Annotated in this window: 19 protein-coding genes; 1 reads left to right on the top strand and 18 read right to left on the bottom strand. The window is 47.7% G+C overall.

Features of this window, described 5'->3' with window-relative positions:
* From A4V09_RS06030 to A4V09_RS06015, 4 genes are read right to left on the bottom strand one after another with little or no spacing between them, the layout of a single operon-like run.
* Positions 1–615 (bottom strand): RnfABCDGE type electron transport complex subunit G, encoded by a 615-nt coding sequence (locus A4V09_RS06030; protein ID WP_065541553.1) that lies wholly within the window; start codon positions 613–615, stop codon positions 1–3.
* The gene (locus tag A4V09_RS06025; RefSeq protein WP_065541552.1) at positions 612–1,571 is read right to left on the bottom strand and encodes an RnfABCDGE type electron transport complex subunit D; all 960 of its coding nucleotides are present in this window, start codon (positions 1,569–1,571) and stop codon (positions 612–614) included. The genes A4V09_RS06030 and A4V09_RS06025 overlap by 4 nt, the downstream gene beginning before the upstream one ends.
* A gap of 12 nt (positions 1,572–1,583) precedes the next feature.
* Complete coding sequence (rsxC, locus tag A4V09_RS06020) at positions 1,584–2,906, bottom strand: electron transport complex subunit RsxC (protein WP_065541551.1); 1,323 nt, start codon at positions 2,904–2,906, stop codon at positions 1,584–1,586.
* A 39-nt stretch (positions 2,907–2,945) separates the two neighbouring features.
* Positions 2,946–3,845, bottom strand: a complete 900-nt coding sequence (locus A4V09_RS06015; protein ID WP_065541550.1) for a putative ABC transporter permease — start codon at positions 3,843–3,845, stop codon at positions 2,946–2,948.
* 156 nt (positions 3,846–4,001) lie between these two features.
* Here A4V09_RS06015 and A4V09_RS06010 point away from each other — a divergent pair, with 156 nt between their 5' ends.
* Positions 4,002–5,117: a ribonuclease H-like domain-containing protein gene (locus A4V09_RS06010; protein ID WP_162291102.1), complete on the top strand. Its 1,116-nt coding sequence runs from the start codon at positions 4,002–4,004 to the stop codon at positions 5,115–5,117.
* Positions 5,118–5,221: 104 nt separating this feature from the next.
* Here A4V09_RS06010 and rpsA read toward each other — a convergent pair whose 3' ends face one another.
* From rpsA to trpC, 14 genes are all read right to left on the bottom strand, one after another.
* Entirely contained in the window at positions 5,222–6,316 is a 1,095-nt protein-coding gene (gene rpsA / locus A4V09_RS06005) for a 30S ribosomal protein S1 (RefSeq protein WP_065541548.1), read from the bottom strand.
* Positions 6,297–7,148: a 4-hydroxy-3-methylbut-2-enyl diphosphate reductase gene (gene ispH, locus A4V09_RS06000; protein ID WP_065541547.1), complete on the bottom strand. Its 852-nt coding sequence runs from the start codon at positions 7,146–7,148 to the stop codon at positions 6,297–6,299. Before ispH ends, rpsA begins: the two co-directional genes overlap by 20 nt.
* Before the next feature lie 10 nt (positions 7,149–7,158).
* Positions 7,159–7,827: a (d)CMP kinase gene (gene cmk, locus A4V09_RS05995; protein WP_065541546.1), complete on the bottom strand. Its 669-nt coding sequence runs from the start codon at positions 7,825–7,827 to the stop codon at positions 7,159–7,161.
* Positions 7,828–7,851: 24 nt separating this feature from the next.
* Positions 7,852–9,093 carry a BaiN/RdsA family NAD(P)/FAD-dependent oxidoreductase gene (locus A4V09_RS05990; protein ID WP_065541545.1) on the bottom strand — a complete coding sequence of 414 codons (1,242 nt, stop codon included), beginning with the start codon at positions 9,091–9,093 and terminating at the stop codon, positions 7,852–7,854.
* 58 nt (positions 9,094–9,151) lie between these two features.
* Positions 9,152–10,075 (bottom strand): MurR/RpiR family transcriptional regulator, encoded by a 924-nt coding sequence (locus tag A4V09_RS05985; RefSeq protein WP_065541544.1) that lies wholly within the window; start codon positions 10,073–10,075, stop codon positions 9,152–9,154.
* Between the two features lie 592 nt (positions 10,076–10,667).
* Entirely contained in the window at positions 10,668–12,080 is a 1,413-nt protein-coding gene (locus A4V09_RS05980) for an oxaloacetate decarboxylase subunit alpha (RefSeq protein ID WP_065541543.1), read from the bottom strand.
* A gap of 70 nt (positions 12,081–12,150) precedes the next feature.
* Positions 12,151–13,308, bottom strand: coding sequence for a sodium ion-translocating decarboxylase subunit beta (locus tag A4V09_RS05975; RefSeq protein ID WP_065541542.1), 1,158 nt, complete (start codon positions 13,306–13,308; stop codon positions 12,151–12,153).
* Between the two features lie 116 nt (positions 13,309–13,424).
* The gene (locus A4V09_RS05970) at positions 13,425–13,796 is read right to left on the bottom strand and encodes a biotin/lipoyl-binding carrier protein (protein WP_065541541.1); all 372 of its coding nucleotides are present in this window, start codon (positions 13,794–13,796) and stop codon (positions 13,425–13,427) included.
* 18 nt (positions 13,797–13,814) lie between these two features.
* On the bottom strand, positions 13,815–14,573 hold the full coding sequence (locus tag A4V09_RS05965; RefSeq protein ID WP_065541540.1) for an OadG family transporter subunit: 759 nt from the start codon (positions 14,571–14,573) through the stop codon (positions 13,815–13,817).
* A gap of 14 nt (positions 14,574–14,587) precedes the next feature.
* Positions 14,588–16,024, bottom strand: a complete 1,437-nt coding sequence (locus tag A4V09_RS05960; protein ID WP_065541539.1) for an acyl-CoA carboxylase subunit beta — start codon at positions 16,022–16,024, stop codon at positions 14,588–14,590.
* A 364-nt stretch (positions 16,025–16,388) separates the two neighbouring features.
* A complete protein-coding gene (trpA, locus tag A4V09_RS05955; protein ID WP_065541538.1) occupies positions 16,389–17,171 on the bottom strand; it encodes a tryptophan synthase subunit alpha in 783 nt (260 codons plus the stop codon).
* Positions 17,164–18,348: a tryptophan synthase subunit beta gene (gene trpB, locus A4V09_RS05950; protein WP_065541537.1), complete on the bottom strand. Its 1,185-nt coding sequence runs from the start codon at positions 18,346–18,348 to the stop codon at positions 17,164–17,166. Before trpB ends, trpA begins: the two co-directional genes overlap by 8 nt.
* Positions 18,349–18,382: 34 nt before the next feature.
* Positions 18,383–19,003, bottom strand: coding sequence for a phosphoribosylanthranilate isomerase (locus A4V09_RS05945; RefSeq protein ID WP_065541536.1), 621 nt, complete (start codon positions 19,001–19,003; stop codon positions 18,383–18,385).
* Positions 18,993–19,790 (bottom strand): indole-3-glycerol phosphate synthase TrpC, encoded by a 798-nt coding sequence (gene trpC / locus A4V09_RS05940; protein ID WP_065541535.1) that lies wholly within the window; start codon positions 19,788–19,790, stop codon positions 18,993–18,995. The genes A4V09_RS05945 and trpC overlap by 11 nt, the downstream gene beginning before the upstream one ends.
* Between the last annotated feature and the right edge of the window lie 7 nt (positions 19,791–19,797).

Genomic DNA, 19,797 nt, shown 5'->3' with positions numbered 1-19,797 from the left:
CTATTCAGCCTCCTCTACACAATACTGGAATGCACACAGACCGGCATTGACACCGCCTGTCATGGCCTTGGATGTGATAGTCGCACCGCTTAAGGCATCAATCTGGCTGTCTGTCTGTGACCCGGTCTTGGTCACTTCAAATTTGTCAACTTTTTTATCTTTAAACTGATCTTTAAATTCATCCTTCTGGGCATTCATGCCGAGGCCGGCAGTCTCGCTGATATCCAGAATTTCAATTCCGTTCAAGGTACCGTCACTCTTTATTCCCATTGAAAATGTAATATCACCGCCGTATCCCTCGGATGTGGTCATGTTGATGGCATATCCCAGCACTTCGCCCTGTGCGTCCACAGCTTTCATCACTTCATTGACGGTCTGCGCTGTGTAGCCGTTTTCGGTAAGGTATGCAGACAAATCGGCATCCTCCGCCGGAATATAGGGTTCAAAAGAATCTGCATCTGAGAAAACAGCCATATAAGCTTCCTGTTTTTTCATCTCTTTCTGCTCAGCGATGGGATCCTTTGTGATCTGATATACCAGACCCAAAAGCAGGCCGGAGATCAAGGTGATCGCGGTAAGAATCAGCGTATCTTTTAAAATTGTGTTCTTTTTCATGCTTTCTTACCTCCTTTTCCGAAAGCAACCGGCATGGTCACCCGCTCAATGAGAGGTACCAGCAGATTACAGAAAATGATGGCATAGGAAACACCTTCCGCTGAACCGCCGAAAATACGGAAAAGCCCGGTAAACACACCGAGACAGACACCGTAAACCAACTGTCCTTTTTTCGTGATCGGAGTGGTCACATAATCGGTTGCCATAAACCAGGCACCCAGCATCAGGCCGCCGCCGAAGAGATGTGCTGCAAGATAGCTCATATCAAAACCATGTCCGCCGAACAGCAGCACAAATACAGCAAAGGTACCGATATAGGTAAGAGGGATCCTGCAGTCGATCACTTTTGTTCCAAGCAGAATGGCTGCACCGATCAAGATAGCCAGTGCAGAGGTCTCACCGATAGTTCCTTGTACGTTGCCCAGAAACAGGCTCATAACATCAACGCTCTCCCCTGCTTTTAAGGCTGCCAGAGGGGTAGCACCTGATACCGTATCCACCACTTTGCCCCAGGCATTTTCAGGGACAGCAAAATTCGTCATCCTGCCGGTAAATGAGATCAAAAGAAAACATCTGGCTGCAAGGGCCGGGTTCATAAAGTTCTGTCCCAGTCCGCCAAAAAGCTGTTTTACCACCAGAACCGCAAACACACCACCGATGACCGGTATCCACCAGGGTGCGGACGGCGGCAGGTTCAGGGCCAGAAGAAGGCCGGTGACAGCTGCACTGTAGTCCCTGACCGTCAGCTTTTTGTGCATAAAATGTTCATAGACCGCCTCTGTTGCCACACATGTTGCCATAGAGATCAAAATCAGCAAAAGCGCGTGAGGCCCAAAATTATAGATACCAAATAAAGCTGCCGGCAGCAGTGCGAGCAGTACCGTGCCCATAATGCCGCTGGTGCTCACCTTCGACCGCACATGAGGCGAAGATGAAATATGTAATAAGTCACTCATGTTATTCTCCTCCTACTTTGGCTTTTTCCTGTTGGCAAGAACCATTTTTCTCATGGACCGGACAGACTGGGTCAGGGGCCTTTTAGCCGGACAGACAAAGCTGCAGCAGCCACACTCCACACACTCCATACCATTAAATTTCACAAACAGTTCTTCCTGTCCCTCTTCCGCATATGTTGCCAGACGGGAAGGAACCAGCCTTGCGGGACATCCGCTGACACAGCGTCCGCAGTTGATACAGGCCGACTCTTCATTGGCTGCCACCACATCTTTTGTCAGACACAGGATGGCGGACGAAGTTTTTACAATGGGCACATGATAATCAAACATGGCGAAGCCCATCATAGGGCCGCCGGAGATCACTTTCTCCACAGGGCCTTTAAAGCCCCCGGCTGCCTCGATCAGTTCCGCGAAACTGGTGCCGGTCTTTACCCGGAAGTTCTGGGGATTGGCTATGCCGTCCCCTGTCACGGTGACTATTTTCTCGATCACAGGACGTCCCTCCAAAACAGCCCTGCAGATAGCACATACCGTATCAACATTGTCCACAACACATCCCACGTCCGCGGGAAGCATGGAGGAATTCAGTTCTCTGTCTGTAACAGCATTGATCAGACAGCGCTCTGCGCCCTGCGGGTATTTTGTCTTGAGGGTTTTCACCTCTATACGCGGCTCATCCTTCACAAACTCTGTCATCTTTGCAACACAATCCGGTTTGTTGTCCTCAATGCAGATGCATCCCTTTGCGTTGTCAAAAAGCTTCAGCATGCATTTCAGCCCGCCTACTACCAGCTCAGGCTGTTCCATCATCCGCCGGTAATCCGATGTCAGATAAGGTTCACACTCGGCTCCGTTCACCAGGACATACTCAATTTTGTCCGGTTCCTTTGGAGACAGCTTCACATGGGTGGGGAAACCAGCTCCGCCCATACCGACAACACCGCCGTCCTGAATCCTTTTGATGATCTCCTCTTTGGAAAGAGAATCCAGAGAGTCCACCTTCTGCATTTCAATGCTCTCGTATTTCCCATCATTCTCCACGGTAATGGCATCCACCATATTTCCCATGTTATTCCGTACCCTGCCTACTGCAGTTACGGTACCGGAAACGGATGCGTGAATGGGTGAGGAAACAAAACCTCCCGTCTCAGCAATTTTCTGCCCGGCCAGTACATGGTCACCTTTCGCCACAATGGACTTTGCAGGTGCGCCTATGTGCTGTGATAACGGATAGACCAGCTCTTGTTTCGGCAGGTAATCCGTTATAGGCTTGTCTTTTGACAGTTCTTTTCCATCATAAGGGTGTACGCCGCCCTTAAAGGTTAAAAACGCCATGTGTAGTCCCTCCTTTTATTGAATAATATAAGAAGCCAGTTAATGTTTTTTGGCTTTTCTTTCTTTATAGCGCCTGAATTCCGCCCGCAGTCCGGGGTAAGCATGGATCATACGTTTGCCGACAAGGTTGGATTTTTTCCTTGCGGACAGATATTTTTCCGAAAACTCATCCATACGTTTCTCAAGCTCCGCTTTCTTTTCCATATAATTCTCAGAGAGGGAAAAGCGTTCCTCGAGCAATTGGGTGAACTCAGATTTCTTGGTACCGATCTTTTCCGCAGCATCGGCCAGATTGAAAGCTCTGATCTCTTCCAGTTTATCCCTGATCTCCTCTTTTGTCTCATACAGCTTTGTAGTCTGCAGGTATGCGGTCAAATCCTCCAGCATATCCTCCACTCTGGCAAATCTCTTGCTGATGCCAAACGCAGCGACTGCGGAAGTAATAAAATCCGCACCGTACAGAATTACAACAATACTTACGGCAATGGTTCCTATGGTAACAGGGTAAAGATTGGTCAGCCATTCCACAAAAGGCTGGAATACCCTAAACAGCAGAACGGTAAAGACACCCCAGGCAAGGGAAGAACCAAGACAGATGTACCCGTGTAGGTTGCATTTTTTTTTGCTGTAATCCCACCATCTGGTGTGGAAGATCGTCTCCATCAGCCATCCGGTCATAAATTCCAGCACAGTGGCAACCACCACGCCTCCTATGTAGAGCACCAGAAGATTCTGATCAAAATCTTTCAGGATGAGATAGACGCTGACAGCGCCAAACCCGTAAATGGTGCAGAACGGACCATTGATAAATCCTCTGTTCACCGGTTTTTTTGATTTGACGGAAACGTAACAGGATTCCCACACCCAGCCCAAAAAACTATAGATAAAAAACCAGTTTATGATATAATACAGAGAGATTCCTGCAACTTTAAAATCCATAGATGCCTCCTTCTTATGTCTATTCCGGGGCAGAGGATGCCCCATTTGGTATTTGTTACGTCTTTATATAATATAACATTATTTTCAAAAAACTGCTACAATGATTTGTCTATTTTTCGTATTATTTTTGATACAATTAGAAAGGTTATTGTTAAAATGCTAACAAACAAGATATTTAATTATCAATTTATGCCAGAATATGCTAAACACTTTCTTCCTGCAGACACCGGGGAAGATGACTTATTATTTTTTGATATTGAAACAACAGGACTGAGCCATCATAACAGCCGGGTGTATCTGATCGGAGCCGCGCTGTGTACAGACGGCAAATGGGAGATGGTACAATTTCTCGCAGAAAAAGAGAATGAGGAGGAAGAAATTTCCGTGCTGAAAGCCTTTCAGGCTCTGTGCGCCGGGAAAAGCTGTTTTCTGCACTTTAACGGCAGTACCTTTGATATTCCTTACCTGCAGCACAAATACAGGGGCTACGGACTTACAGCACCCTTCACAGATGCCGTATCCGTGGACCTCTACCGCGCCCTTCAGCCTTTCCGTTCCCTTCTTGGGACAGAGAACTTCCGCCAAAAATCCCTGGAACCTTTGTCCGGATACAAAAGAAAGGATACCATGAACGGAAAGGAACTGATCAAGGTCTACCGCACCTACGCCAAAACAGGCCGGGAACCGCTTTTAGACCTCCTGTTCCTACACAATCATGATGATGTGGAGGGCATGGGCCGTCTTCTGGCTTTTGGTGCCCTCCTGGTCCTTTTTCGGGGAGATTTCCAGGTCCCTTCCGTCCGGGAAGTGACAGACAGGACCATGGACGGAAGCCTCCAAAAGGAAATCCTTTTCACATTGAAACTGCCCCTCTCCTTCCCTGTCCCGCTTTCTTTTTCTCTGCCCTGTGCTTACGTCACCGTGGAGAAGGACTGCGGCAAAATGAAAATGCCTCTTTTGGAAGGCACTTTAAAATACTATTATCCTGACTATAAGAATTATTACTATCTTCCTCTGGAGGATGAGGCAGTCCATAAAAGTGTGGGGGTGTATGTGGACCCTGCCTGCCGGGAAAAAGCAAAAGCTTCCAACTGCTGCAAAAGAGTAAGCGGTTATTTTCTCCGGGCCTTTGGCACACCCGGTCTTCCTGTCTTAAAACCCGCCTACGCATCCGAGGATTCCTATATCCAGTGGACGGACAGCTTTCTTAAAAGCCAGGAGATGCAGAAATCTTATCTGCACGAATATCTGAAAAACCAGGCACGTGTCTGACAGAAGGGAAAGAAGACCGGCAGCGAATCTGCTTCGCTGCCGGTCTTTTATGACTCAGGACAAAACATGCGCACAGCACTTCCGCCATTCTGAAATCATATCTCTTATTCTTCTGTATCATATCCTGCTTCATCTCTGTCATCAGAAGCCGGCTCCAGAGCTTTCATGCTCAGGCTGATTTTTTTCTCTTCTCCGTTGAAGTCCACAACTTTAGCTGTAACTACCTGTCCTACGGATAATACGTCAGACGGTTTGTCCACGTGTGCTCTGGAAATCTGGGATACGTGCAGTAATGCATCTACGCCCGGCTCCAGCTCAATGAATGCACCGAAATCTGTCATACGTGCGATTCTGCCTTCTACCACATTGCCTGCAGCGTATTTCTCTGCTGCATCCAGCCATGGGTTCTGATCCTCGAATTTCAGGCTCAGGGCAATCTTGTCACCATTGATATCTTTGATCAGCACTCGGATCGGCCCACCGGCTTTGAATACCTTTTTCGGGTTTTCCACTCTGCCCCAGGACATTTCAGAGATGTGAAGCAGGCCGTCAGCTCCGCCTAAATCAATGAACGCACCGAAATCCGTTACATTTTTGATCGTTCCTTCAACCACATCACCCGGATGGATCCTCTCGAACAGTTCTTTCTGCATTTCAGCTTTTTTAGCCATCAGAAGCTGTTTGCGGTCACCGATGATACGGCGTCTTCTCGGGTTGAATTCCGTGATCACGAATTCAATTTCCTGATCCTGATATTTTGTCAGGTCTTTTTCATAAGAATCGGATACCAGACTTGCCGGAATGAACACTCTTGCCTCATCTAAGACAACACTTAAACCGCCGTCCAGAACCTGTGTTACTTTTGCTGTCAGGACCTCTTTATTTTCAAAAGCTTCCTCCAGTCTCTTGTTGCCTTTCTCAGCTGCCAGTCTCTTGTATGTCAAGAGAACCTGTCCTTCGCCGTCGTTGACTTTCAGAACCTTTGCCTCCATGGTGTCTCCTACGGAAACTACAGTAGTCAGGTCAAGATTAGAATCGTTGGAATATTCGTTTCTTGTGATGATACCATCTGCTTTATAGCCAATGTTCAGGATAATTTCATCTTCTTTAACACCGATGATAGTACCTTCGACTACCTCCCCATTTCTGATTGTCTTAAATGATTCGTCTAACATCTGTTCAAAACTTAATTCTGACATGTTTTGAAACCTCCTCAATTATTTTATTTGGGGTTGAAGCCCCTGCTGTAATACCTACACATTGAATGGATCGAAAACTATCAGAATCCAAGTCAGCAAGTGTCTGTATATAGTATGTGTTTTTACATACGCCTTTACATATCTCAAACAGCTTCTGGGTGTTTGAGCTATGTTTGCCTCCTATGACAATCATGGCGTCTACTGTCTTTGCAATCTCTGCCGCTTCTGCCTGTCGCTCATTGGTTGCATTGCAAATCGTATTTAAAACAAGTCTATCATACCTCTTTTTGGCTAAAATTTCAACTAGTTCTTGAAAATTCTTGTAATTAAATGTCGTCTGCGAGACAATACATACATTTTCATGGCCTTCCCGCAGGAATTTTTCAGCCTCTTCCCTTGTTTTGATGACTGTCGAGGGACCTTCACACCAGCCCCGGGTCCCCTCTACCTCCGGATGGTCTTTATCTCCTATAATGACAATATGGCGTCCCGCACGGCTTTCCCGCTCCACGATCCTGTGGATCTTCAGCACGAAGGGACAAGTCACATCCACATAGTCCAGTCCTTTTTCCCGGAGCAGCTCGTAAATCCTCCTCGGCACCCCGTGGGAACGGATGATGACAGTTCCTTCAGCAAGAGCCTTTAGTTCCTCCTCGCTGTTCAGGACCGATACACCTTTCTTTTCCAAATCTCCCACCACTTCCTCATTGTGAATGATAGAACCGTAGGTATATACACCGGATCGTTTCTCTCCCGCAACCTCATATACTTTTTCCACTGCCCGCTTCACGCCGAAGCAGAAGCCGGCGCTTTTGGCTGTCTTTACTTCCATCGCAGCTCCTTCAGATTTTTTTATTCTTACAGATCTCCATCATGGTATCCAGGACTTCCTCAATGGTCAGATCAGAGGAATCCAGAAGAACCGCATCCGCCGCCCTCTTCAAAGGCGAAATTTCCCGGTTCATGTCCTGATGATCCCGCTTCTCAATATCTTCCTCTATCCGGGCCAAATCTGCCTCCATACCCTTATCCAGATACTCCTTATAGCGTCTGACCGCCCTTGTGTGGACACTGGCTGTGAGATATATTTTAACATCTGCCTTCGGCAGCACGCAGGTACCGATATCCCTGCCATCCATAACCACATCAGTCCTGGCTGCAAGCTGTCTCTGAAGCTCCACCAGCTTCTCCCTGACTTTGCCGTTCTGTGCGCTTTTGGAGGCCATATTGCCCACCTCCTCGCTCCGTATCAGGCTGCTTACATCCTCACCGTTTAAAAGTACCTTCTGGACACCGTCCTCATGTACAAGGGAGATATCCACCCGTTCACAGGCTTCTTCTATCCCGCCCTCATCCTCGGCAGATATCCCTTCCCTCAGCAGATAAAGCGCCATAGCGCGGTACATGGCCCCTGTATCCACATAGATGTAGGAAAGCCTCTGTGCAAACGCTTTGGCTATGGTACTTTTTCCGGCACCTGCCGGACCGTCAATCGCAATATTAAATGCCATCTTGTTTCTGTCTCCTTTGTACCGTTATTCTTTGCTCTCATTTATGGACGAAGCCGCTGCGAAAGCCGTAGCCCAGGCGATCTGCAGATTGAATCCACCGGTGACCGCATCCAAATCCAGAACTTCTCCGATAAAATAGAGGCCCTGGACTTTTTTAGACTCCATGGTACCGGGCTGGATCTCTCCGGTCTTCACACCGCCCTGGGTAATAATTGCCTCCTTAAAATCCCGGACCCCGGCGATCGTAAGGGGAAATTCCTTGATCAGAGAAACGAAATGCTGCCTCTCCTCCCTGGTTATCTCATTGACCTTCTTCTCCAAAGGAATACCGGAGAGCTCCAGCATGACCGGCTCCATCTTCGCCGGGAACAGACCTCCCACAGAGTTCTTAAACTGCCGGTTCCTGTTCTCCTCAAAATCCCGCAGGATCCTGCCATCCAGCTGTTCCCTGGAAAGAGCTGCCTTCACATCAATATATCCCTGCAGTTCCTTTTTCTTTAACCTTTTTGCTATCTTTGAGCTGGCAGTCAGCACCAAAGGCCCTGAAATACCAAAGTGTGTAAAAAGAAGCTCTCCGAACTCATCATAGAGCACCTTCTTCCCATCCTTTACGGTAAAGCGCACATTTTTAAGGGCCAGTCCCTGCATCCGGCTTACATACGCCTCCCTGACCTCCAAAGGCACCAGGGCCGGAAGAATCTCCGTCACCGTATGTCCCGCCTCTTTTGCCAAGCGGTAGCCGTCCCCAGTGGAACCTGTGGCCTGATAAGAAAATCCTCCGCAGGCCACCATCACCTTATCTCCGGAAATCTCTGCTCCATCTGCCAGCCGGATTCCCGCCGCACGGCCATCCTCCAGAAGCAGCTCCTTTACCTCCGTATGCAGATGTACCTTCACACCCGCTGTACGCATCCTCTGCTCCAATGCCCGGATCACATCCGAAGAGTGGTCAGATACCGGGAACACCCGGTTTCCCCTCTCTGTTTTGAGCTCCACACCCGTGGAGGAGAAAAACTCCATCACATCCTGGCTGGTACACCCATAATAAGCGCTGTACAAAAATTTCGGATTGGAAACAACCGATTCAAAAAACGTCTCCGGGTCACAGTCATTCGTCACATTACAGCGCCCTTTTCCCGTGATAAAAAGCTTCTTGCCCAATTTTTCATTTTTTTCAAACACATGCACCTGGTGGCCCTTCTCAGCCAGAAACACAGATGCAAACATGCCGGCAGCCCCGCCGCCGATAATGATTATTTTTGCCATTGCAGGCTCCTTTATTCGCGTAATCTGATCCTTACGGTTCACCCCATGTCCGCAGCCACTAATCCTCCATGCCGCCCGGATTTTTCAGTTCAATATCCTGTCCGTCAGCCACATTGATCTCGTCATTATTATAGACCTGATATTCATCCCAGATCTTCTCCAAATCCTCCAGTGTTGCCACCACTTCCTTCTGCTTCCGCATACAAAGTGCCACCACCAGGGCATTGATCACACTCAAAGGCGCCACCAGGGAATCCACAATAGAAGCCATGTCACTTCTGGCGATCAGATTACAGGAAGAATACAGATTCATAGGAGAATGTATACTGTCAGTCAGGGTGATCACCTTGGCGTTTCTGTTATTGGCAAATTCCAACGCCTTCAAAGTCCGCATGGAATACCTGGGAAAACTGATCCCGATAATAACATCATCCCCACTGATATGGATCATCTGCTCAAACAGCTCGCTGGAGCTGTTCGTATGCATCAGATGTACATGATCAAACAAAAGATTAAAATAAAAACCCAGAAAACTTGCCAGAGGAGCACAGCTTCGTATCCCAACAATATAAATACTCTTCGCCTTCAAAATAGTCTCCACAGCCAGTTCAAAGGCCCCGTGGTCAATATGCTCCATGGTCAGTTTAATCTTATCAATATCTGAATGCAGCACCGTATCCAGAATCTCCGACTGGGGAACCCTGCCGTAAGTCACTTCCATTCTCTGGATCGAATTCAGCTTATTCCTCACCAATTCCTCCAAAGCTTTCTGAAACTCCGGATATCCCTTATACCCCAGATAGATCGCAAACCGCACCACCGTGGACTCACTGACCCCAACCGTCTCCCCCAGCTTAGCAGCCGTCAGAAAAGCAGCCTTATCATAATTATCATTAATATAAGCAGCCAGTTTCTTCTGCCCCTTGCTGAAACTCTGGTACTGCTTATTCATCTTACTGAGTAAATTCTCCGCATTACCCATGTCTGTCCTCTCTTCAAAACATACCCCAAGGTATTTGATCGCTGTCTTCCACAAGCCCCTAAAAAGGCCAAATAACGACAGCCTTCCGTAACATATAGGCAAATTCCGCCCACACATGGGTTATAATAACACAAATCCAGAATTTTTTCACTAAAAAATTTCATCCGGCAATTCACCACAAAAGCATAGGGTTACTGTTCACAGTATACTAAAAACGTAACCCCTTACACAGTAACACGCTTCACGATGCACAGTTCTGCCCTTCAAGGACCCAACACGTTGAATTGCAATTGGCGCGGCAAACTCGGAATCCTTCTGCGCAAAGCACCTCCCGGGACATTGGCTTGCAAACAGCAACAACATATTCACTGTTCACTCCATGCCCAGTAACACACTTCGCGCAGCATCCTTTTTTGCAATCACATCCCAGAACAGCAGCCGTAAAAATAACAAAGCATTTACCCTCAAACAATTCCAAATACTTTCCTTTAACTACCGTAGAACAGCCAAGAACACGTCCCCCCTTGCCAAAAAAAGAAAAAGGCAAAGGCCCCGCTCATCACGACACCTTCGCCCTTCCATTTTCAAAACATCAAACAGGATAAGCCCCATTCTCCGTATCCGCAACCTTCGGGTCCACCTTCGTCTTCTGTGCTTCTCTATACTTGAAGAACTCGGTAGCCACCTGCGGGAATAATGCATAAGACAATACGTCCTCTTCCTGTTCGGACCACTGTGCCATTTCACTTCTCAAAGTATCCAGTTCATCCGGGATCAAATCAGCCGGACGGCAGGTGATCGGCTCTGTATCACCGATACACTTCTTCTGTACTTCAGAATCGAACGGTTTAACCGTAGCACCGTATTTTCCGCTGAGAACGTCCTTTGTCTCTTTTGTAACCATTTTATAGCGCTCGCCCATGATCACGTTGAACACAGCCTGTGTACCAACGATCTGAGAGGACGGGGTAACCAGAGGCGGCTCGCCCAGGTCTTTACGCACTCTCGGCACTTCTTCCAGAACATCGTAGAATTTATCTTCTGCGTGCTGTTCCTTCAACTGGCTGGTCAGGTTGGAGAGCATACCGCCCGGTACCTGATACAGCAGGGTTTTAATATTAACGCCCAGGTTCTTGGGATTCAGCAGGCCGCTTTCCAGTGCCTCATCACGGATCGGACGGAAATAGTCAGCGATCTCTGCCAGAAGATTCTGGTCAAAGCCTGTGTCGTAAGGTGTTCCTTTAAAGGTTTCAACCATAACCTCGGTAGCCGGCTGGGATGTTCCCAGGGCAAAGGGAGACATTGCTGTATCTAGTACATCCACGCCTGCCTCTACAGCTTTTAAATAGGTCATGGAAGCCACGCCTGATGTGTAGTGTGTATGAAGCTGAATAGGAATATCAACAGCCTCTTTCAGCGCTGTTACCAGCTCTGTTGCTTTATAAGGCACAAGCAGGCCGGCCATATCTTTGATACAGATAGAATTTGCACCCATATCCTCAACTTTTTTGGCCATATCCACCCAATATTCCATAGTATAAGCATCTCCTAAGGTATAAGACAATGCAACCTGTGCATGTCCTTTTTCTTTGTTGGATGCTTTAACGGCTGTCTGCAGGTTTCTCAGGTCATTCAGACAGTCAAAGATACGGATGATGTCAATACCGTTTGCAATAGATTTCTGTACGAAATACTCTACCACATCATCTGCGTAAGGACGGTATCCCAGGATATTCTGTCCACGGAATAACATCTGCAGTTTTGTATTTTTAAAGCCGTCACGGAATTTACGCAGTCTGTCCCAGGGATCTTCTTTTAAGAAACGCAGGGATGCATCAAAGGTGGCACCACCCCAGCACTCTACGGAATGGTAACCGACTTTATCCAGTTTATCTACGATCGGCAGCATCTGCTCTGTGGTCATTCTGGTTGCGATCAGAGACTGATGCGCATCACGTAAGATTGTTTCAGTGATCTTAATAGGTTTTTTTACTACCTCTGCCATCTTGTTTTCCTCCTAAAATGTTATTTCAACCCATATAACTCATGACAATAGAAAGTCTGCTTTCTATATATTAAACACCGAAAATTGCCATGAAGGTACCAGCAGCTACCGCAGTACCGATAACACCTGCAACGTTCGGGCCCATTGCATGCATCAGCAGGAAGTTAGTCGGGTCTGCCTCAGCACCAACTTTCTGGGATACACGGGCTGCCATAGGAACAGCAGATACACCGGCAGAACCGATCAACGGGTTGATCTTGCCGCCGGACAGTTTGCACATTAACTTACCGAGAAGCACGCCGCCTGCAGTACCAACTGCAAATGCAACCAGACCTAAAACGACGATTTTCAGAGTATCCAGTTTCAGGAATGCCTCAGCGCTTGTGGAAGCACCTACGGAAGTTCCCAGTAAGATAACTACAATATACATAAGGGCATTGGACGCTGTCTCGCTTAACTGTTTTACAACACCTGATTCACGGAACAGGTTACCAAGCATTAACATACCAACCAGCGGAGCTGTTGTAGGAAGGATCAGACAAACAACAACGGTGATGATAATAGGGAACAGGATTTTTTCCAGTTTGGAAACCGGACGGAGCTGTTCCATTTTAATTTTTCTTTCCTTCTCAGTTGTGAGAAGTTTCATGATCGGCGGCTGGATGATCGGAACCAGGGACATATAGGAATATGCCGCCACCGCAATAGGTCCCATCAGGACTGTCTGTCCAAGCTTACCTGCCAGGAAGATGGAAGTCGGGCCGTCAGCACCTCCGATAATGGAGATCGCTGCTGCTGCCTTTCCGTTGAATCCCATAAAGATCGCCAGGAAGTATGCCATATAGATACCAAGCTGTGCTGCTGCACCCATAAGAAAGCTCTTGGGGTTTGCGATCAGCGGACCAAAGTCTGTCATGGCACCAACACCCATGAAGATCAGGGACGGAAGAATACTCCATTCATCCATCAGATAAAAATAGTGAAGAAGTCCACCTGCGTGCTCGATTCCTGCTGCATCCGTGTATGGCTGTGCCATAATATCAGGATAGATATTAACCAACAGCATACCGAAGGCAATCGGCACCAGAAGAAGCGGTTCAAATCCTTTTTTAATTGCCAGGAAAAGAAATACAAAGGCAACTAAAATCATAAGGTAATTTCCCCATGTCAGATTGAAAAACGCTGTCTGCTGGAGCAGGTTAGACAGTGTATCTGTAACGTTAGACATTATATTACCTCCCATTGTTCGTATTCGTGACAATAGAAAGTTTTCGATTTGTGCTTTCTATTGTATCAGCAAGATTTATCTCTTAGCTGTCGGGAATTTACAAATGTTTGTAAATTCTAGTTCATGGATGCCAGTGTATCGCCGTTTTCTACGGAGTCACCAACTGCCACGTCAATACTTGCAATGGTACCGTCCTGCGGAGCAACAACCGGAATCTCCATTTTCATGGCTTCCAGGATGATGATGTTATCACCGGTTTTTACTGCCTGTCCAACATTTGCTTCCACTTTGAATACTTTACCCGGAACAGATGCGGTAACTGCCACTGCGCCTGCTGCAGATGCTGCAGGTTTTGCTGCCGGAGCGGCTTTTGGTGCTGCCTTAGGAGCAGCCTTCGGAGCTGCCACAGGTGCTGCTGCGTTTCCTGCGCCCTCTTCTACTGTTACATCATATGCAACGCCATTAACTGTAATTGTATAAGATTTCATAACCATTTCCTCCTGTGATTAGGCTCTCTGCCAATTTCTTTTTGTTGATTTTCTGATGGAACGAACTACAAAACTGTCTGTAGATGTATTTTCAGATGCCGCGATGGCCGCTGCAATGACTGCGATCAGTTCACCGTCATCCACTGTCTCTTCCTCCACTGCTTCCGGAATAACAGGGGCAGCCGGAACGCGAACCTCTTCCGGAGCAGCTTTCTTCTTGCCAAAGGACTCCACAAAGCCCGGAATGTATTTCATTAAGGAAATAACAAAGCAAAGGAAGACCAGCATTACAAAAACAGTACCTACACCAAGAAGTGTATTCTGTCCTGCCTGTGCCATTTTTTCACCCATTGAATATTGTGGGTCAATGGTCACACTGAGAGGATTGCCGTTTTTATCCAGAGTAAAGACGCATACTGCGTCGCGGTTCTCAAATTTACATGACAGTGACAGCATATAGCTGCCGTCTTTGATCTCCACCTCGCCTTTGTTCGTCTCAACATATGCTCCCAGATCTTCGCCGGCTCCCTCCCATGCACTGGCTGCAGAGGCGCTGAATGCATCTTCGCCTTCCATCAGGCCTGCAATGGATTCCTCATCCAGATCAGCAATGTTGCCGACAACGCTGCCAAAGCTCTCCACAAGGGAGTCAACGGTAGCATCATCCAGCTCTTTTAAACCACCTGTGGAGTCTTTGCTGCTTCCGCAGGCTGTCATAGCCAGCGCGCAAACTCCGATCAGGATCAAACCAATTAATTTTTTCCATGTCTGCTTCATATGCTTCACCTCGCCTAAACCGTGCCGTGTTTTTTACTGGGACGATCTTCTCTCTTTGTGAATAACATTTCAAAAGCACCAATCACATATTTTCTGGTATCTTCTGCCTCGATGATGGCATCCACATAACCTCTCTTGGCAGCAGCCATTGCACTTGACTGTAAGTCGGCATACTCAGCAGCTTTTTCATTGATCGTGGCAGCATCGCTGTCCGCATACATGATCTTAGCGGCAAGACGCGCGTCCATCATACCGATCTGAGCGCCGGGCCATGCGTATACCATGTCAGCTCCCGTGGATTTGCTGTTCATTGCCAGATATGCACTTCCGAAGGCCTCACCGATCACGATGTTCACTTTCGGTATGGTTGCATTTGTAAATGTGTAAGTAAGCTGTGCGGCTGCCTTGGCAATATTGGCCTCTGCGCACTTTGTTGCTTTGTAGCCTTTTACATTTGTCAGGGACAGCACCGGAATTTCAAAAGCATCACAGAATTTAACGAAATCTGCTGCTTTCTTACATCCTCTTACAGAGAGTACATTGTCGAAGGACTCTGTTTTCTCACCTTCATCGTTGTAAACTTCGCTTCTGTTGGCAACGCAGCCCACCGAAGCACCGTTCAGACGGATAAAACCTGTCACCATATCTTTTGCATAAGCGGCTTTCACTTCAAAGAACTCATGGTTGTCCGCGATCTGGGAAAGTGCGATCGCAGTATCGCCCACACAATTTTCCAGTTCCGGGCACACACGGTTTAAGTCATCCGTGCAGTCTTCGTAAGAAGAGTTGTCTTCGTAGTTGGAAGGCAGCATGGATACCAGCAGTCTCATCTGCGCAAGGATCTCATCCTCACTTCCCAGTACATCCACCAGGCCAGCCTCTTCGCTCTGGTATTTTGCACTGGATGTATCACATTTGGAAATTTCATTTCCCTCTAAAGCGTTGGGGGAGTTTACAAACAGCTTACCGGACTTCTCTTCCATGAAGGTGAAATCGGTAAGAGCCGGAACAATTGCAAGACCGCCGCCGCAGGTTCCGAAGATACCTGTGATCTGGGGGATCACACCAGATGCCATAACCTGTTTGGTGTAGATTTCACCAAAAGCATGCAGAGCATCTGTAGCTTCCTGCAGTCTCAAACCTGCACAGTCCACAAGTCCGATAACCGGAGCGCCTGTTTTCATTGCCAGATCGTAAAGTCTGACAATCTTTTTGGCATGCATTTCACCGATGGTTCCGTTCAGAACGGAAGCGTCCTGGCTGTACACATACACCAGGCTGCCGTCGATGACACCATAACCGGTGATGACACCGTCTGCCGGTGTTTCCTTTTCAGATAAGTTGAAATCTGTGTTTCTTGCTGTGACACAGCCGCCGATCTCAACAAAACTGTTCTCATCAAGTAAAGAAGCAATTCTCTTACTTGCCAAGCTTTGTGCTGTATTACTCATTTATCAGCCCTCCATTTTTTATTATTTACCTGGATTCTGCACGAAAAATCTGCGTGATAATCCGGTTTTCATGCAGAAATCGCCTCCTGGTTTTACTTTGTTGAGTTAAAAGACAAAACCAATTTCTGCCGATTTTAATTGTACCTTGTTTCCGGGGATTTTTCAACAAAAATTTGTGAAATATTTAATTATTATGAATGTTTTTTGCAACAGTTCAGACAGGTCTGCGCATTTACTGCACTGACCGTATGAAAAACTAGTGCCAGCAGGCATCCAGCCCATAGTACCCGGCAGCAGTAATACTCCGCCATCCGAAATTTTCTGCATAAAAATGGAGGATGGAATTGCCCATCCTCCGCTCTATTCAGCCATTGGCCCGGTCCACGGCAGCCTTCATTTCTTTTACATACTCCGCTACATGCGGCACACAACCTTTTCCATATTTTGCCACAATTTTAACAATTGCAGACCCCACAATAGCCCCGTCCGATACTTTTGCCATGTCATATGCCTGCTGGGGAGTGGATATGCCAAAGCCCACGGCGCAGGGCACATCTGTTGCCTGCCGCACCAATTCCACCATGGAACCGATATCTGTCTTGATCTGGCTCCTTACGCCGGTAACACCCAGGGAGGAGACGCAGTAGATATAACCCTTAGCCTCCTTTGCGATCATGGTGATGCGCGCATTTGATGTGGGTGCTATCAGAGGGATAATATCAATCCCAAATGTGTCACAGGCTGGTGCCAGCTCCTGTATTTCCTCATAAGGCATATCCGGAACAATAATGCCGTCAACACCACACTCTACACATTTTTTCATAAAGCGTTCCTTGCCATAGGTAAAAATAGGATTCACATAAGTGAGAAATACAATGGGTACAGTGACTTTTTTTCTTGCTCTTTTTATCATATCAAACAATTTATCTGTGGTACATCCCGCTTTCAGTGCTCTCTCATTTGCTTCCTGTATTACAGGGCCTTCTGCTGTGGGGTCGGAAAAAGGTATGCCGATTTCGATCAGATCCGCCCCTGCCTCCTCCATAGCGTACAGAAGCTGTTCTGTCACGTCAAGTGTGGGGTCTCCGCCTGTGATAAATGGAATAAATGCCTTTTTGTTTTCAAACGCCTGATATATTTTACTCATAAATCTCCACTCCTCTGTACCGTGCTATGGCAGCCACGTCCTTGTCGCCTCTGCCTGAAATATTTACCACAATGATCTTGTCCTTCTCCATAGCCGGAGCCAGCTTCCTGGCATATGCCACTGCATGGGCGCTTTCAATGGCCGGGATGATCCCCTCAGTCCTTGAAAGGTATTCAAATGCCTCCACTGCCTCCACATCTGTAATGGGCACATATATTGCCCTGCCGGTTTCATTTAAGTTGGCATGTTCCGGTCCGATCCCCGGATAATCCAGACCTGCCGAGATGGAGTACACAGGGGCGATCTGTCCGTACTCATCCTGGCAGAACAAGGATTTCATGCCATGGAAAACCCCCTCTGTCCCTTTGGCTATGGTAGCCGCATGTTTCTCTGTATCCACACCGAGGCCTGCCGCTTCACATCCGATAAGCTGTACCTGCTCATCCGGGATAAATTCATAAAATGCACCCATGGCATTGCTGCCCCCGCCCACACAGGCGATCACGGCATCCGGGAGTCTGCCCTCTTTTTCCTGCAGCTGCTCTTTGATCTCCTTTCCGATGATCTTCTGGAAATCGCGCACGATCATAGGGAAGGGATGGGGTCCCATAACAGAGCCAAGCACATACAGGGTGTCATCCATCCTTCTGGTCCACTCCCGCATGGTTTCATTGACGGCATCCTTAAGCGTGGCTGTTCCGCTGTCCACAGGATGTACCTTTGCCCCCAAAAGTTCCATGCGGTATACATTCAGCGCCTGGCGGTCCGTGTCCTCCCGTCCCATGAAGACCTCACATTTAAGTCCCATAAGCGCCGCTGCCGTGGCGGTGGCCACACCGTGCTGTCCTGCTCCTGTCTCGGCAATGACTCTTGTCTTGCCCATTTTTTTTGCCAGAAGCACCTGTCCCAGAACATTGTTGATCTTGTGAGAGCCGGTATGGTTTAAATCCTCACGCTTCAGATATATTTTGGCTCCCCCCAGATCATTTGTCATTTTCTCCGCGTAATACAGCAGGGACGGACGGCCCGCGTAATTTTTCAGCAGATCGTCCAGCTCTTTGTTAAACGCCGGGTCTTTGCTGTATTTCTTATATGCCTCTTCCAGCTCCTGCACGGCGCTCATCAGTGTCTCCGGAATATACTGTCCTCCATAATTTCCAAATCTTCCTTTACTCATGCTTTTTATCCTCTTCCTTAAAAATCCATTGGTTTTACCGCTTCTCTTCCCGCACTGCCTGAATAAAAGCCTTCACTTTATCTGTATCTTTATATCCGTCTGTCTCCACCGCGCTGCTCACATCCGCAGCAAATGCACCGCTGATCTCCAACGCTTGCCGCACGTTTTCAGCATTCAGGCCGCCGGCCAGAAAAAATGGCTTGGAAAGCCCCGGGATCAAAGACAGATCAAAACTCTTTCCGCTCCCTCCGTACTGCCCTTTTGTATATGTATCAAGGAGCAGATAATCACAGGGCAGTTTTTCCGCCTGAAGGATCTGTTCCCGGCTCTGTACACGAACAGCCTTTATCACTGGTCTGCCGGTGAGTCTTTTCAGGCTGCAGATATATGCTTCATCCTCATCACCGTGGAGCTGGATCATATCAATGATTCCCTTCTCGGCAATGCGGGCTGCCTGTACGGCGGGCGCATTTACAAAGACGCCAGCCGCTAAAATCCCATCTGCAAGCTCCGCTTTGAGGGATTCTGCATCTTCTTCCGTGACCTGACGGCTGCTTGCTGCAAAGACAAATCCCACATAATCCGGCTCATACAAATTCGCCATTTCTATATCCCGGAGCCGTCTTAGGCCGCAGATTTTCACTTTACTGCTCATTGGATGTTTCTTCTCCTTTTAAGTAAGTGAGCATTTTTTTCTTGTCCCTGCTCTTCATAAGTGTCTCTCCGATCAGCACGGCATTCACTTTATTTTCCTTTAAACGTACAATGTCCTCAGGTCCTTTTATACCGCTCTCCGCCACGAACAGGACTTCTTTCGGCGCCAGTGCGCGAAGCCTTGTGCTGTTTCCCACATCAACGCTGAAATCTCTCAGATTCCGGTTATTGACTCCAATGACCCTGGCCCCTGCCCAAACGGCATGGGAGATTTCTTTCTCATCATGGGTTTCCACCAGAGCGGAGATCCCCAGGGTGTCACACACCTGAATATAACGTTTCAGGAGTACCGGTTCGATGAGAGAACAGATAAGGAGCACAGCGCTGGCACCCAAAGTCTTTGCCTCATATATCTGGTATTCCTCCACAACAAAATCTTTTCTGAGGACTGGGATCTTAACATTTTTTGCGATCTCCTCCAGATAGCTGTCACAGCCCAGAAAGTATTTCGGTTCCGTCAGACAGGAGATGGCATCTGCTCCTGCCGCTTCGTATTCCTTCGCAATGTCCAGATACGGAAACTCCTGCGCAATGATCCCTTTTGAAGGAGATGCTTTTTTCACTTCACAGATAAATGAAAGCCCATCTTTCGCCAGCACTTTTTCAAATGGAAACCCCGTTTCCGTTTCCATCTTGTACGCCGCTTTTTTCACTGTTTGGAGAGGGACTTTTTTCTTCTGCTGGGTTACACGAATCTCTGTATCTCTTGCAATCTGTTCCAGAATCATTTTGAAT

Origin of the sequence: Blautia pseudococcoides, from assembly GCF_001689125.2 — a bacterium.
GTDB classification, from domain to species: Bacteria; Bacillota; Clostridia; order Lachnospirales; family Lachnospiraceae; genus Blautia; species Blautia pseudococcoides.
This window is presented reverse-complemented; position numbering and strand designations above follow the sequence as displayed.